This window comes from Asticcacaulis benevestitus DSM 16100 = ATCC BAA-896 (genome assembly GCF_000376105.1).
Classification (GTDB): domain Bacteria; phylum Pseudomonadota; class Alphaproteobacteria; order Caulobacterales; family Caulobacteraceae; genus Asticcacaulis; species Asticcacaulis benevestitus.
Genome location: NZ_AQWM01000001.1, coordinates 476,172 through 490,185 on the forward strand (window position 1 = coordinate 476,172; position 14,014 = coordinate 490,185).

Sequence of the window (14,014 nt, forward strand, 5' to 3'; positions counted from 1 at the left end):
TGCCTGTTAGGAGCGTCTTGGGCACAAAGGCTAGCATGGACCAAATCAATCGGACACCCTTAAGCTGCTGTATAATCGCTCATAATGAGGCGGATCGGATAGGTGACTGCATTCGCGGCATCCAGGGGCTTGTGGACGAAGTGCTGGTCATCGACAGTGGCTCCAGCGATGACACGGTCGCGGTTGCGGAAGGTTTGGGCGCTCGTGTCCTATATCATGCCTGGCCAGGCTACGGCCCGCAGAAGCGCTACAGTGAAGATTGCGCCACGCATGACTGGATTCTCAATCTCGATGCGGACGAGGTGGTGACACCCGAACTCGCTGCCGAGATCAAGGCTTTGCTGCAAACGACACCACCGCTGAAGGCCTACCGGTTCCGCATCCGCAATGTCTATCCGCGCAAAACCAAGCCCAGGCTTTGGGCTGACTATCATAATTATGTGCGGCTATATGATCGCCGGGTCGTCCGTTTTCGCGAAAGTCAGGTGCACGACACGGTGGACACCAGACAGGAGACGGTCGGCCAGCTAAAGGGCCCGGTCATGCACTTCTCGTCGCGGTCCTACGCCCATATCCGCGCCAAACTCGATTCCTATACCAACCTGCAAGCCAAGGTGTTGAAGAAACCGGCGTGGGCCATCTTCTTGAGGCTGCCGTTTGAATATCCCTTCGTGTTTATACGCTATTTCTTCTTCCGTTGCCATTTTACCGGTGGATGGGATGGCCTATACAGTAGCCACCTGGCTGCCGAAGCGCGCCTTAAGCGCCTGTGGAAAATATTGATGGCGCAAAAAGCAGCGAAGAAAGCGCAAGGCTAATGTCAGCGGGTCATCCTACCTTCATGCAGAAACTGGCCTGGCGATTGGAGGCTCTGCTCTATGACAGCTTTGTCGCGGTGATGCGCGCCTTGCCCGTTGATACCGCGTCAGACCTGGGCGGCTGGATCTTCCGAACCTTCGGCCCCATGACCGGGGTTCAAAAAACCGTGCGGCGCAATCTGAAACTGGCCTTTCCTGGCATGCCGGCTGACGAGCGCGATCTTTTGATCACCAAGCAGTGGGAAAATACCGGCCGCGCCATGGCCGGGGAGTTTCCGGTGATGGATCGAATCGTGAAGGATCGCAGCCGCTTTGATATCGAAGGCTTCGAAAAGCTGGAGGCCATCGCCAGCAGCGGCAAGCCGGTCATCTTCATTTCCGGCCACCTGTCGAACTGGGAGATCATGAACGCGGCCATACTGGCGGCGAAGGTGCCCTATATGATCACCTATCGCGCCGCGAATAATCCTTATGTCGATGCCCGTATCCGCGCCGGTCGCGCGGCTTACGGTGTGACGATGTTCGCACCAAAAGGCGGCGATGGCGCCAAGGAACTTCTGATCGCGTTGCAAAAAGGCGAGTCGGTCGGGCTGATGAACGACCAGAAGTTCAATCGCGGTGTGCCGACTCCGTTTTTTGGTCATATTGCAGAAACGGCACCGGGACCGACCAAACTGGCGCAGCGCTTTGGCACCGTGCTGCAGCCCTTGACGATTCGCCGTTTGCATAAGGCGCGCTTCCGCGTGACGGTACACGATCCGATCGAGGTTGATGATACCGGCCAGAAGGCCAGGGACATCGAGAGCACAGTTTGCAAGATCAGTGCTTTCATTGAACAGGCGGTACGCGATAACCCTGAAGAATGGTTCTGGGTCCATAAGCGCTGGCCCAATGACGTTTATAAGGCGTTGCAGGACTAAGGCCTGTTATCAAGGGTCACAAAAAGTGAACCCTGAAGACCTTGCTTTAGGATGGCACGCTCTTAAGCTTGGCCCGACATGTGGATACAGAATGTAATGAAACGCCGGCGTGGTCTGGTGATTGGCGGGGCTATAGCTACTTTTGTGGCGCTCGCCTTGTTGTATCTGCAAAACGACATCCATCGAGATCTTCTCGATCCCAAGATACCGTTCCCGGTCTATCAGCCGCCACCGGCGCCGGATTACGCCAAAATGGACGCCTGGCATCTCAATCCGGCTCTGGCGAAGTTCTATGCTGATCCGCGAAAGGTCGATGTTTTCTTCATTCATGCCACCAGCTTCAACGGCGGTAAGTCGTGGTTGGGGGCAACCGGCAGCAATGCTGCGCAGGAAGATGTGCATCGCATTCAGTTGCCCAACTATGCCGCGCCCTTTGGTATCATGGGGAATATCTATGCTCCCAAGTATCGTCAGGCCAGCCTCTATACCCAACTGACGCTGCGCGAAGATGCCCGTGAAGCCCGGCAATTCGCTTACCGCGATGTAGAGGCCGCTTTCCGTGTTTTCCTGAAAAAGCGCCAAGGGGGACGCGGTTTCGTGATCGTGGGGATCGAACAGGGCGGGGTGCTCGCAGAACGCCTGATCCGCGATATCGTGGCGCCTGATCCCGACCTCAAGCAGCAACTGGTGGCGGCTTACTTGCTGGAAACCCTTGTGCCGGAAAGTCAGTTCGGGCCGCAAAGCCCGTGGCTGCCGGCCTGTATGTCACGTCAGCAAACACATTGTCTCGTCAGCTATGTCTCCATCAATTCCGGCCGTCCCGATATAGCGCTTCAGGTGCTGCAAAAAGCCGTTTATTGGGAAGGTGATGAATTGGCAGGGCTGGGATCGGCCAAGGGGGTTTGCGTCAATCCCTTGCTGGGCGCGGCGTCAAACGAAGAGGTCGCGGCCAGGCATTCTTTAGGCGCCACCAACGCCACCGGGTTGGAATGGGGCACAGAACCGCCGTTGAGTCCGCGCAAGGTGTCAGCGCATTGCCTGCGGGGGTTGTTGTTTGTCGATAAGCCGAATTCGCCGTCCTTGCGCGATGACGGCACTTGGGAGGGGCAAAGAAAGGTCAATCCTTACAATCTGTTCTACGGTGATCTTCAAGCAGATATTCAGGCGCGCTGGCAGGCTTATCAAGCCCTGCCTGTGCCGGCGCAGCCCTAATCCTGCTTGTCCGCCAGGTCAGGTCGCCAGTCAAAAAGCTGCTTGAGCACCTCGATGGCCTTGCGGCGCGGCGCTGGCAAGGCGTCCCCGTGTTGCAGAATATAGACGGCATCGCGCGCCGCCATCGCGATCAGGCTGGTGTGCGCAACCGGATCGACGAAACGATAGTCGGGGAAGCCGGATTGCTTGGCTCCCAGAATGTCACCTTCGCCGCGCAGTTTCCAATCCATCTCAGCGATCTTGAAGCCGTCCTCGGTGTCACGCAAAAGCTCCAGACGCGCCTGCGCGTTCTTAGACAGAGGCGTATCGTAAAGCAGGATGCAGGCGCTCTTATCGCGTCCGCGCCCGACACGTCCGCGAAGCTGATGCAGTTGCGCCAGGCCAAAGCGTTCCGCCTGCTCGATGATGATGATCGACGCGGTCGGCACATCGATCCCGACCTCAACAACGGTTGTGGCGCACAGGATGCGTATTTCACCGGCGGCAAACCGGCCGATAACCGCGTCCTTGTCTTCCGACGCCATGCGACCATGCACAAGGCCGATCTCTATCCCCATGGCCTCCTGAAGCTCACGATGACGCCGTTCGACCGCGATCAGGTCGGATTCCGCGGTATCTTCGACCAGAGGGCAGATCCAGTAGGCTTGGGAACCACTGGCCAGCGCCGCTTTCAGGCGCGCGATCACATCAGGCAGCCTCTGGCGCGGTAAAACCGCCGTATGGATCGGCTGGCGGCCGGGCGGCTTTTCATCGAGGATACTGAGATCGGCCTCGCCATACTGCGTCAGGGCCAGGGTGCGCGGGATCGGCGTCGCCGACATTGACAGATAATGAACGGCATCGCCCTTGGAAAACAGGCGCTGGCGCTGACCGACACCGAAGCGGTGCTGCTCGTCGATGACGGCCAGTTGCAGGCTCTTGAAATCGACGCCATCCTGAAAGACGGCGTGGGTGCCAAAGATGATCATGACCTCGCCATTGGCCACGGCAGCGCGTTTTTCTTCGCGGGCCTTGCCCTTGTCGCGTCCGGTCATGATGGTTGCAGTGATACCCAGAGGCTGCAGAATAGACTGACATTTCTCATAGTGCTGTCGTGCCAGAATTTCCGTAGGCGCCATCATCACGCTCTGATAGCCGCCCTCTGCCAGATCGATCATAGCCAATAGCGCCACAAGCGTCTTGCCAGCGCCGACATCGCCCTGGATCAGCCGGTTCATACGATGGCCAGAGCGCAGATCGCCGCGCACATCTTCCAGCGCCCGAACCTGCGCGCCTGTCAGCCCGAAAGGCAGACTGGCCAGCGCCAGATCTGACCAGGCGCGATAATCAACCACACGGGCGCTCGTGCTTTGTCGGTGCTGTTTCCGGCTTTTAAGCGCCAGTTGGTGCGCCAGCGCTTCATCATAGGCCAGACGCTGACGCGACGGTGCATCGGGCGACAAATCAAACTCGCCTTGCGGCGCATGGATGGTCTTCAGCGCTGCATTAAAGGATGGCCATATGTATTTGTCCAATATAGCTTTATCCTGCCATTCCGGTAAATCGAGCAGGGTGGCCAGGGCGGTCTGCGCGAACTTGCGGATCAGGCGAGACGACAGGTCGTAGGTCGCCGGATAAACAGGTTCGCATGCCGGGATTTCACCAGCCTGCGCCACATCGACCACATAGTCCGGATGCGTCATCTGAAGATATGAGCCGAACTTTTCGATCTTGCCGCTGATCAGCCGCTTCTCACCAACCGGATGCTGAATCTCGAAGCTGCGGATACGGTGGAAATAGACCAGTTGCATTCGGCCGGTATCGTCAAACACCTCTATGCGCTGGGGCGCCTTAGGCGCGGAAGATGGATAGCCGCCGATGGTCACCTCGACCGTCTGAACCTCGCCGATTCGTGCCGTGGCGAGTGTTACCAGCGGCCTTTTTATGATCCCCGACGGCAGGAAGAAGGCCAGATCCCGCACATGCGTCCCCACATGGGCGCTTAAGGAAGGCGCTATCTTGGGGCCGACGCCTTTCAGGCTGGTCACCGGAGAATAGTAGGGAAACAAAATTTCTGGTCGCATGGGCTTATCAAGCACCAAAAATGCTTTATGAGAAGGGCCAGATTGGTTTTCCGGAGTTCAAAGCTGTGACAGAAAAAGAGATGCGTGAGGCGCGCCTGAAAAAGCTGTCCTTCCGGGCATGGCGTCGAGGCTTCAAGGAGGCCGATATCATCCTCGGAAACTTTGCCGATGATCGGCTGCCAGAGATGACACCTGAGGAACTGGATATTTTTGAAATCCTGCTCGAAGTGCCCGATCAGGATCTCTACGGCTGGATCATTCAGCGTGATCCGACACCCGAAGACTTCCGCTCGGTGATCATGGATCAGCTCAATCAGTATTATAAAATCGCCTATACGAAGATCTAAGACTGCATGTCCGACCTCTCCCAGATTGCCCGTTCCAGCCAGCCCCTGACCTTGAGTGGCTGCCCGGAAGGCTTTGAAAGCCTCATGGCCGCCGATCTGGCGCGCAGCGAGGGGCTGAGTGTCTTTGTGGCTCGCGATTTCGCCCGCATGAACGCGGTGGCGGAGGCCTTGAAGTTCTTTGCGCCGGAACTGGAAATCTTGAGCTTCCCGGCGTGGGATTGCCTGCCCTATGATCGGATGAGTCCCACGGCCGGTATCGTGGCGCAGCGCATGTTCGCCCTGTCGCGGCTGGCGGCGCTCAAGACGCAAAAACCATCGACGCCGCTGCTGTTGCTGACGACCGCGGCGGCCATGATGCAGAAGGTGCCGCCGCTCAGCGTGATCAACGAAGACCGTCTGTCGCTCAAACCGGGCCAGACCATCGATATCCGTGTCCTGGAGGGGTATTTCCTCAAGCACGGCTATACGCGCGTCTCGACCGTGGCGGAAAAGGGCGAATTTGCCGTGCGCGGCGGCTTGCTTGACGTCTTTTCGCCGAGTTTTGACGAGCCGGTGCGCCTCGATTTCTTTGGGGACAGCCTGGAATCAATTCGCAGCTTCGATACGGAAACGCAGCGTTCGCTCAAGCAGATCACAAGTCTCGATTTCACCGCCGTGGCGGAAATCCGCATGGACGAGGCGAGTATCAAGCGCTTTCGTCAGCACTATCTTGAAAGCTTTGGCGCCGCCGGCGATGATCCGCTCTATACGGCGCTGTCGGCGGGCATCCGTCGTCAGGGGATCGAACACCTGTTGCCGCTGTTCTATGATGGCCTCGACGGCGTTTTTGACTACCTGCCCCGCAATAGCCTGCTGATGCTTGATGCCTTAGCGGACAACGCCTTTGCCGAACGCGCCGCGACCGTGCAGGACGCCTACGAACTGCGCGCGGAAGCGGCGAAAGAGAAGGGCGGTTCGGCTTATCGCGCCCTGCCGCCGCCCCAGCTCTATCTTGATGACGCGCACTGGAATACGGCCCTGAGCGCGCACCGCTTGCGCCGCTTCGAGCCCTTTGAACGCGAAGGTGGCGATATTATCGACCTCGGCGGACGGCTGGGGCGTAATTTTTCGCAGGAACGCCTGCTCGATTCGACCAATCTGTTCGCGGCGGTCACCGACCACGCCAAGGCTTTGGCTAAGCAGGGCAAGCGCGTGCTGTTCGCGTCGTGGACCGACGGCTCTTCCGATCGCCTGGGCGTCATGCTGGCCGATCACGGCCTCACCAGCTTGCGCCTGGCGCCAAGCTGGAGCGAGGCCTTGTCGTTCGGCGTAGCCGGCACCAAGGTCAAGCCGATCCAGCGCGCGGTTCTGCCGCTCGATCACGGCTTCGAAACCGAAAGCCTGGCGGTTATTTCCGAGACCGATATCTTAGGCGACAGGTTAGCCCGTCCGCGTAAACGCCGGAGAGCGCAGAACTTTTTGGCCGAAGCGTCCGCGCTATCACCCGGCGATCTGGTCGTGCACATCGAACACGGGATTGGTCGTTATGACGGTCTGAAAACCCTCGATGTTGCCGGCGCACCGCACGATTGTCTGGATCTGCAATATGCCAACGACGCCAAGCTCTATCTGCCGGTTGAGAATATCGACCTGCTAACACGCTATGGCGCCGATAGCGACAGCGCCCAACTCGACCGGCTTGGCTCCGCCAGTTGGCAGGCGCGCAAGGCCAAGGCCAAGGAACGCCTGCGCGATATGGCCGATGGCCTGATCCAGTTGGCCGCCGCCCGCGCCATGAAGCAGGGCCAGACCATCGATCCGCCGGCCGGGCTTTACGATGAATTCTGCGCCCAGTTCCCCTATGAAGAAACCGACGACCAGCTCAACGCCATCGCCGATGTGCTGGAAGACCTCGCCAAGGGGCAGCCGATGGATCGGCTCATCTGCGGCGATGTCGGTTTCGGCAAGACCGAGGTGGCATTGCGCGCAGCCTTCGTGGTCGCCATGTCCGGCCAGCAGGTGGCCATCATTTGCCCGACCACGCTGCTAGCGCGGCAGCATTTCAAGACCTTTACCCAGCGCTTCCAGGGGTGGCCGATCCGCGTGCGCCAATTGTCGCGTCTGGTCACCAAGAAGGAAGCCGATGAGACGCGCGATGGTCTGAAAAAGGGCGAGATCGAGGTCGTTATCGGCACCCATGCGCTTTTATCAGAGCAGGTGAGCTTTAGAGATTTAGGCATTGTTATTGTTGATGAAGAGCAGCACTTTGGCGTCAAGCACAAGGAAAAGCTGAAGACCTTCCGCGCCGACGTGCACATGCTGGCGCTTTCGGCGACGCCCATCCCGCGTACCCTACAAATGGCGCTGTCGGGTATCCGCGACATGTCGATCATCGCCACGCCGCCGGTCGACCGCATCGCCGTACGCACCTATGTGCTGCCCTATGATCCGGTCGCTTTGCGCGAGGCGCTGTTGCGCGAGAAGTATCGCGGCGGCCAGGCCTATTATGTCGTGCCGCGCCTGAGTGATATTGCCGATGTCGCTGACTTCCTGCGTGTGCAGGTGCCGGAGATCAAGTTCGTCGTTGGCCATGGTCAATTGACGCCGACCGCGCTGGAAGATGTCATGAACGCCTTCTACGAGGGGCAGTATGATGTGCTCCTTTCGACCACCATCGTCGAGTCGGGCCTGGATGTGCCGACAGCCAACACCCTGATCGTGCACCGCGCCGATATGTTTGGTCTGGCGCAGCTTTATCAGATCCGCGGTCGTGTCGGGCGCTCCAAGACGCGAGCCTATGCCTATCTGACGACTCCGCAGCACAAAACCTTGAGTGTCGCTTCAGAAAAGCGTCTTAAGGTGCTGCAATCCCTGGATAATCTTGGTGCAGGTTTCCAGCTTGCCAGCCACGATCTTGATATTCGGGGCGGCGGCAATCTGTTGGGCAACGAACAGTCCGGTCACATCCGCGAAATCGGCGTGGAGCTCTATCAGCAGATGCTGGAAGACGCCGTGGCGGAACTGCGTCAGAAGGGCGATCAGTCGCTGGCCGATGCGAGAAGCTGGTCACCGCAGATCAATGCTGGCGCCGCCGTCATGATCCCGGAAAGCTATATTCCCGATCTCAATATTCGCCTTTCGCTGTATCGCCGCGTATCGGAAGCCGAAAAACTGGCCGATCGCGAAGCGCTGGCGTCTGAACTGATCGATCGTTTCGGCCCTATTCCCGAAGAGGCTGAACAACTTCTGAAAGTGGTCGGAATCAAGGGCTTGTGCCGTGAATCTAATGTCGCCAAGCTGGACATTGGCCCCAAGGGCGCGGTCATCACTTTCCGTAATGACAGCTTCAACAATCCCATGGGCCTGATCAAACTGATCCAGGGTCGACCGAACGACTGGAAACTCCGTCCGGATCAGAAGCTGCTGGTCAAGGGCGAATGGCCGGACGCCGCACAGCGTCTGGCGGCTGCCGAACGCATCATGAAGGAACTGGCGAAGCTGGCGGCGGAGACCGCCTAAACCGCTTCTCTGTCCGGATTGCCGACGGCCGTGGCGGCGCGCATCAAAGCGGTGGCAGCAGGCTCGCCATCCCGAATTTCCGCCGCGCCGACGATGAATTCAACGACATAGGGCGTCTTGCCTTCGCCGGAATCAAACGCCGTGCAACTCACGACGGCGGAGATACGCTCACCTACGCTGCGCGCGGCCTCGACCGACGTGGCGGGCAGGGCGAGGGCAAAGACATCGTTCGAGAGGCGGCCGGCGGAATCCTCGGCACGCACGAGGCGCGCCACCATCGAGCCGATCTGCGGCACGGCCTTATCGAGCATCTTGCGGCTGCGGGCGCGGGTGACTTCGGGCGTTTCGGCGATCTTCAGCACGCAGATGCTGAGTGTGCGGTGGCGTTCGCTGGCGGCGTTCGACAGGCGTGCCAGATGGGCGGCGAAGAGATCGCGGCCGAACAGCCCCGTGCCCTTGTCCATCTCAGGCCGGTGACGCATGGTTTCCAGGGTTTTGCGTATCGTGACTTGACGGCGGTGCGTCCGCGCCAGACGTACCAGGCGATCAGAAATTTCAGGGACGGTCGCCTTGGGGTTAGCGATATCATTGACGCCACGCAAAAAGGCATCGCCGATGTCAACCTCAACCAGTTTGCTGAGACGCAGCAGCACAGGTGTATGATAAAGGCGCGTGTTGCGACGCATGCCAGCCGCTATGGCGAGCGATTCGGAGGGCTGCGCACCACCCCACAGCAGCACGGCATCGAACGTCTTGTCGTGCAGATAATCGAAAGCGCTGTAACTCGACAACGCGGCCGTCACCTCTACGCCCTTTTCACGCAAGGCGTGGGTCATAGCGAGATATTCCGGATCCGGCTTGCCGATCGACAGGATGTTGAGGATGGGCTGGTTTTCCAGAAGGCTATCAAGGTCTTGCAGGCCGGCGTTAAAGGTTTCTCGGCGCGTGTCATATTCTTCTTCGGCAATACAGGCGCGCACCAGATGCTCGACGCTGACAACGATCTGCTGGGCGTGCGCATCGCGTGTAAACACCATGTCCCAGTCTTCGGGAATCTGGTGCTGATCATCCAGACGCATCAGAATAACGGGAATACGACGCGGCCAGCAGGCGGCGCGCAACTGCGCCACGATATCGGGCCATTCGCGCTGACAGGTTTCATTGACCAGAACGGCTTCAATCGGCAGATCAGCCAGGGCGGCGCAGCCGGCATCGGGCTCATAGGCGCTGATGGTGCGCAAGCCCAGACGATCAAGATTTTCACCCATACCCTGTAGCCACGCATCATCGCGGCTCAGAATCAACAAACGTGCCTGAAGGGTCAAGACGGCAGCTCCTCGTGAGCAGGTTTGGGGCAAGTGATTCTGGTCATAAACGGGTACGCGATTCTTAAAGAGGAACAGTAAACATTATTGTAACACATCAGGCTACCGTCATGTGCGCCGGATGGTGAATATCCACACATCATCCATCGTCTCCGTTTCAAGCAGCAAGAAATTGTTTTGGTTGCAAAAATGCGGCACATCAATCTGTGCCATGGGATCGTCGGCATAGAGCATGACCTGCGTATTATGCTGCATGTGTCGCCGTAGCTTGAGGGTCGGGACGGGGCAGCGGTGACCACGGGCGTCGATCACAACAAAGCCCTCTTTCACGGGCAAGCTCTGCGGCAGGGCGGTAGGTTTCATCGCCGAATCTTGCCATAAGCGGCATGAACTTGGGAGTCGAAAATATGGCTGTGTCTGTATGGCAGACGGTTTCAGCAACGGTGCTCGCGCTTGGTCTGATATGTACGCCAGTTGCCGAGGCGCAAGACATTGACGATCTTTCTGGCCCGGTCGTGCACGCTGACCTCTATGCGCGCGTCAAGGTGGCTGGCTTCGCTGCGCCCGTCGATCTGCGCCAATCCGGCCAGAAAACCCGCGTTGATGTGACGTCCGGCGGCGTTTTGCAAACCTATATCGGCGATCGTGACAAGGGTGTGCTGATCAGCATGACCGCCACCGGCCAGAACCGCATGGCGCTGGTTTTCCCGCTCGATCACGCGGAGGGCGTTATTCCCTTGCCGCTCGAACTGCCGGTCCTGGTGCGACAGGCGACCGTCAAGCCGGTTGGCGCCTCGATCGTGGGCGGGCGCCCGTGTCGTGTTATGGAATTTTCCGGCTATCTCAACCAGTCCGGGATCATTTGCGTCAGTCCGGACAACATCATCCTGCAAATGACCAAGCAGGGCAGGCGTGAGCCCTTGTTTCAGGTGATTGAGCTCACCGTGGGGCGGCAGGAGGCGAAATGGTTTCGCGTGCCGCCGGAGTATCAGGTTGCCGTGGTGCCGGGCATTGGCGGCGCTTCCGCTTCGGGTAGCGGCGGTCTGATCGAACAACCCATGCCGCCTCCAGTCGTAAAACCGAAGGCGGCGCCGGGTATCAGACCTTAGTTTCCCGTACCCGAAGCCCTCAATTTCGCTGGTGCAGCAGTCTTAACTTCCGGATCAACAACGAGAGGGCTCGCGTCAGCCGAATTTTTTATGGAATTTCTGTACCAGAAAATCGACGAGGCTGCGCACGCGCTTGGTGGCATTGCGTCCTTGCGGCAGGATCAGACTGATCTCCGCCACCCCCCAATCGTAGTCCGGCAACACAACCTGGACTTCTCCGGACTGAAGGGCTGCATCCGTAATATAGACCGGCATCACCATGACCCCGACGCCCGCCTTTACGGCCGACATCAGCATCGCGGCACTGTTTGAGCGCATATGCGGCTTGATCTTCAGCGAATGGGTTTCGCCCTGATAGCTGTAACGCCATAAATCCTGCGTCTGACTGCCGTTATAATGCAGCAGAACGTGCTGATTGAGATCGGCCGGGGTCACAATAGGCGGGTGACTTGCCAGATAGTCCGGGCTGGCGACCACAACACGGCCGGAGTGGCAAAGGCGCCGGACGGTAAGGCTTGAATCGCCAAGCTCACCCACACGCACCGCCATATCGAACCCGCCACCGATCAGATCTGTTGTCTCGTCGCTGAACTCGATGTCCAGTTCGATACGCGGATATTGCTGCGCGAAGGCCGCCAGGACAGGTGCGAGATAGTGGTATCCGAAAGAGACCGGGCCGGTAAAACGGATAGGCCCTGCGAGGTCGGCTGTTGTTTCGATCAGGTTCTCGGCGGCGCACTCGAGTTGGGTTATGGCTTGGCGTGCCTGTTCATAATAGCTGGCGCCGGCCTCGGTCAGATGCGTGCCACGCGCCGTCCTTTGCAGCAATTTGGTGACCAAGGTGGCCTCAAGCCGCGCGACGCGACGCGATATGATGGATTTCGATGACTCCATGCGTTGCGCCGCGCGCGCAAAGCTGCCGGTTTCCGCCACTAGGAAGAAAGCCTGCAAATCATCAAAGTCTAATCGAGCGTGTTCCATTTTATGCAACACCATTGTGCATGAATCTTGTCTTCTGACAACAACGCAAACCACGTAAGGCGCGGGGTGGATTTAGATTATCAGAACGGCCTCTTCTGATAAACCTTGAGCCGCGTCACGCTTGTTGTTCGTGACGCGGCTTTTTTTCTTTTTATTCAGCCTATTATCTCTAGCTCTTGATATTGATCAGGTGCTGGCCATGCGTCTTTATCAGCGCCTGGGTCGAGGTGTCGGTATTGAAAACGCTGTACCAGCCCTGCGGCTCATGCGGCGGATCACCGACATAGGCCGTTTCGCCGCGCAGCATATGATAATCACTGTGCAGAGCGCGGCCCGCGCCACCCCAGGCCCAGAAGTTGGAACCGGCGACGGGCGTATTGTGGGCGATGGCGTCCTCCACGGCCTTGTAAATCAGGCCGTAGAACTTGTCCTTATAGGTGGTCGGCGTGCCTGGCTCGTAGGCCACATCATCGCGCGGGAAGCCGAACTCTTCAAAGACCAGCGGCTTGTTGATCGTCTTGGCGATGGCGATATGGGCGTCGATATAGGTCTGAACCTTGGCCGCGCCGGCACCAAACGTGCCTTTCAGGTTCTTGCCATCTACCCAGCTCCAGTTCTGCGGCCAAATATGCGCCGTCAGGTAATCGATATGCTCGTGCGCCTTGATCACGATCTCTTCGCTGTTGTTGGCGCCCATCAGGCCTTCATGACCAAGGGATACCAGATGGTTGGGCGCCAGTGAACGGATCAGGGCCGCACTGTCCTTGATCCAGCCGTAATAGTCCGCGACATTCTTCTTGACCGAGGCCGCGCTGCCACCCGGACGCGGCTCATTGGAGAGTTGCCAGGCCATGATGGCCGTCTCATTCTTATACGGCGTGCCGCTAATCGAATTGGTGCGGGCCAGCAGCATCTTGATATAGTCGTAATAGGCCTGCCTGGCAGCGCCGCTGGCATAGAACTGCGACGAGAAATCGGCGAATGCGGGCCATGGATGCGCCGGATCACCGGCATTGATATACTGGCCGCCATTGGTCCAGTATTGATAGGTCACCATGCCGCCCGACCACTCCCAGAAATTGGTCAGATAGAGCACCGCCTTCATGTCGCGCTTGTGCATTTCGGCCAGCAGGAAATCGAGGCCGGTCAACAGGTCACTGTTGTAATCACCAGGCTTGTTGGAGAAGGCGGGATCGAGCGAATTGATCAGCGGCGACAGTTCCGACGAGGCGAGAACGCGCAGATTGATCACGCCCAGCGCCTTCAGATCGTCCAGTTCCTTGATCAGGCGGGTGCGATCGCCAAAGCTGGCGGCCGAGCCCAGATAGGCGCCATACCAGATATTGGCGCCGACATAGCGATAGGTCTCGCCCTTGAGCTTGAAGTGAATGCCCTCAACCGTGACAAAATCCGATGATTTGGCGTCCGTTTTGACATCTGGCTTGGCCAGTGCGCAGCCGGCCAGCGCCATGCCTAAGGCGCCAAGGCCTGTTCCCATCAAACGACGGCGTGAAACGTGTGACATTCCATGATCCTTCCTGATTTTGATGCCCGTTTCTCATTATCAGTCGAAGACCGGAACGGGCGACGCCCGGAAGCTATCGCAGATTAAAGAAATTTGAAATCATTAATCTGCGTTGGCGCTGAAAATATCACAAATAGGCATGGAATTGGTATCGGGTATGGCTGGCCATACTTAAGGTATGGCTTTAAAAGTACAGGCCATACCGCAATCGCATAG

General features: G+C 58.3%; 11 protein-coding genes. 6 read left to right on the forward strand and 5 right to left on the reverse strand.

What is annotated here, in order from left to right:
• The first annotated feature begins 35 nt into the window (after positions 1-35).
• The 3 genes from B060_RS0102355 to B060_RS0102365 all read left to right on the forward strand — a co-directional run bounded on the left by B060_RS0102355 (position 36) and on the right by B060_RS0102365 (position 2,950).
• Positions 36-818, forward strand: a complete 783-nt coding sequence (locus tag B060_RS0102355) for a glycosyltransferase family 2 protein (protein ID WP_081606781.1) — start codon at positions 36-38, stop codon at positions 816-818.
• Positions 818-1,738, forward strand: a complete 921-nt coding sequence (locus B060_RS0102360; protein ID WP_018080142.1) for a lysophospholipid acyltransferase family protein — start codon at positions 818-820, stop codon at positions 1,736-1,738. Before B060_RS0102355 ends, B060_RS0102360 begins: the two co-directional genes overlap by 1 nt.
• 96 nt (positions 1,739-1,834) lie before the next feature.
• Positions 1,835-2,950: a DUF3089 domain-containing protein gene (locus tag B060_RS0102365; protein ID WP_018080143.1), complete on the forward strand. Its 1,116-nt coding sequence runs from the start codon at positions 1,835-1,837 to the stop codon at positions 2,948-2,950.
• On the opposite strand, the gene recG is transcribed toward B060_RS0102365, so the two are convergent.
• Positions 2,947-5,013: an ATP-dependent DNA helicase RecG gene (recG, locus tag B060_RS0102370; protein ID WP_018080144.1), complete on the reverse strand. Its 2,067-nt coding sequence runs from the start codon at positions 5,011-5,013 to the stop codon at positions 2,947-2,949. The genes B060_RS0102365 and recG overlap by 4 nt on opposite strands.
• A 20-nt stretch (positions 5,014-5,033) precedes the next feature.
• On the opposite strand from recG, the gene B060_RS0102375 reads away from it, so the two are divergent.
• Together B060_RS0102375 and mfd are read left to right on the forward strand one after the other, a co-directional pair.
• Positions 5,034-5,360, forward strand: coding sequence for an FAD assembly factor SdhE (locus B060_RS0102375; RefSeq protein WP_018080145.1), 327 nt, complete (start codon positions 5,034-5,036; stop codon positions 5,358-5,360).
• 6 nt (positions 5,361-5,366) lie between these two features.
• The gene (gene mfd, locus B060_RS0102380) at positions 5,367-8,858 is read left to right on the forward strand and encodes a transcription-repair coupling factor (protein WP_018080146.1); all 3,492 of its coding nucleotides are present in this window, start codon (positions 5,367-5,369) and stop codon (positions 8,856-8,858) included.
• On the opposite strand, the gene B060_RS0102385 is transcribed toward mfd, so the two are convergent.
• Both B060_RS0102385 and B060_RS0102390 read right to left on the reverse strand, forming a co-directional pair.
• Positions 8,855-10,183, reverse strand: coding sequence for a diguanylate cyclase domain-containing protein (locus B060_RS0102385; protein WP_031220180.1), 1,329 nt, complete (start codon positions 10,181-10,183; stop codon positions 8,855-8,857). The genes mfd and B060_RS0102385 overlap by 4 nt on opposite strands.
• A gap of 108 nt (positions 10,184-10,291) precedes the next feature.
• Complete coding sequence (locus tag B060_RS0102390; RefSeq protein WP_018080148.1) at positions 10,292-10,546, reverse strand: sulfurtransferase TusA family protein; 255 nt, start codon at positions 10,544-10,546, stop codon at positions 10,292-10,294.
• 44 nt (positions 10,547-10,590) lie between these two features.
• Between B060_RS0102390 and B060_RS0102395 the strand changes: the two genes are divergently transcribed.
• Positions 10,591-11,292: a hypothetical protein gene (locus B060_RS0102395; RefSeq protein WP_155847536.1), complete on the forward strand. Its 702-nt coding sequence runs from the start codon at positions 10,591-10,593 to the stop codon at positions 11,290-11,292.
• A 75-nt stretch (positions 11,293-11,367) separates the two neighbouring features.
• Here the strand turns inward: B060_RS0102395 and B060_RS0102400 are convergent, their stop codons facing one another.
• Both B060_RS0102400 and B060_RS0102405 read right to left on the reverse strand, forming a co-directional pair.
• Positions 11,368-12,273, reverse strand: a complete 906-nt coding sequence (locus B060_RS0102400; protein WP_018080150.1) for a LysR family transcriptional regulator — start codon at positions 12,271-12,273, stop codon at positions 11,368-11,370.
• Positions 12,274-12,442: 169 nt separating this feature from the next.
• Entirely contained in the window at positions 12,443-13,798 is a 1,356-nt protein-coding gene (locus B060_RS0102405) for a glycoside hydrolase 5 family protein (protein WP_018080151.1), read from the reverse strand.
• Positions 13,799-14,014 lie beyond the last annotated feature (216 nt).

Coding starts and splice junctions, on each gene's coding strand:
- B060_RS0102355 (WP_081606781.1), top strand. CDS start 36: ATGGACCAAATCAATCGGACACCCTTAAGCTGCTGTATAATCGCTCAT.
- B060_RS0102360 (WP_018080142.1), top strand. CDS start 818: ATGTCAGCGGGTCATCCTACCTTCATGCAGAAACTGGCCTGGCGATTG.
- B060_RS0102365 (WP_018080143.1), top strand. CDS start 1,835: ATGAAACGCCGGCGTGGTCTGGTGATTGGCGGGGCTATAGCTACTTTT.
- recG (WP_018080144.1), bottom strand. CDS start 5,013: ATGCGACCAGAAATTTTGTTTCCCTACTATTCTCCGGTGACCAGCCTG.
- B060_RS0102375 (WP_018080145.1), top strand. CDS start 5,034: ATGCTTTATGAGAAGGGCCAGATTGGTTTTCCGGAGTTCAAAGCTGTG.
- mfd (WP_018080146.1), top strand. CDS start 5,367: ATGTCCGACCTCTCCCAGATTGCCCGTTCCAGCCAGCCCCTGACCTTG.
- B060_RS0102390 (WP_018080148.1), bottom strand. CDS start 10,546: ATGAAACCTACCGCCCTGCCGCAGAGCTTGCCCGTGAAAGAGGGCTTT.
- B060_RS0102395 (WP_155847536.1), top strand. CDS start 10,591: ATGGCTGTGTCTGTATGGCAGACGGTTTCAGCAACGGTGCTCGCGCTT.
- B060_RS0102400 (WP_018080150.1), bottom strand. CDS start 12,273: ATGGAACACGCTCGATTAGACTTTGATGATTTGCAGGCTTTCTTCCTA.
- B060_RS0102405 (WP_018080151.1), bottom strand. CDS start 13,798: ATGTCACACGTTTCACGCCGTCGTTTGATGGGAACAGGCCTTGGCGCC.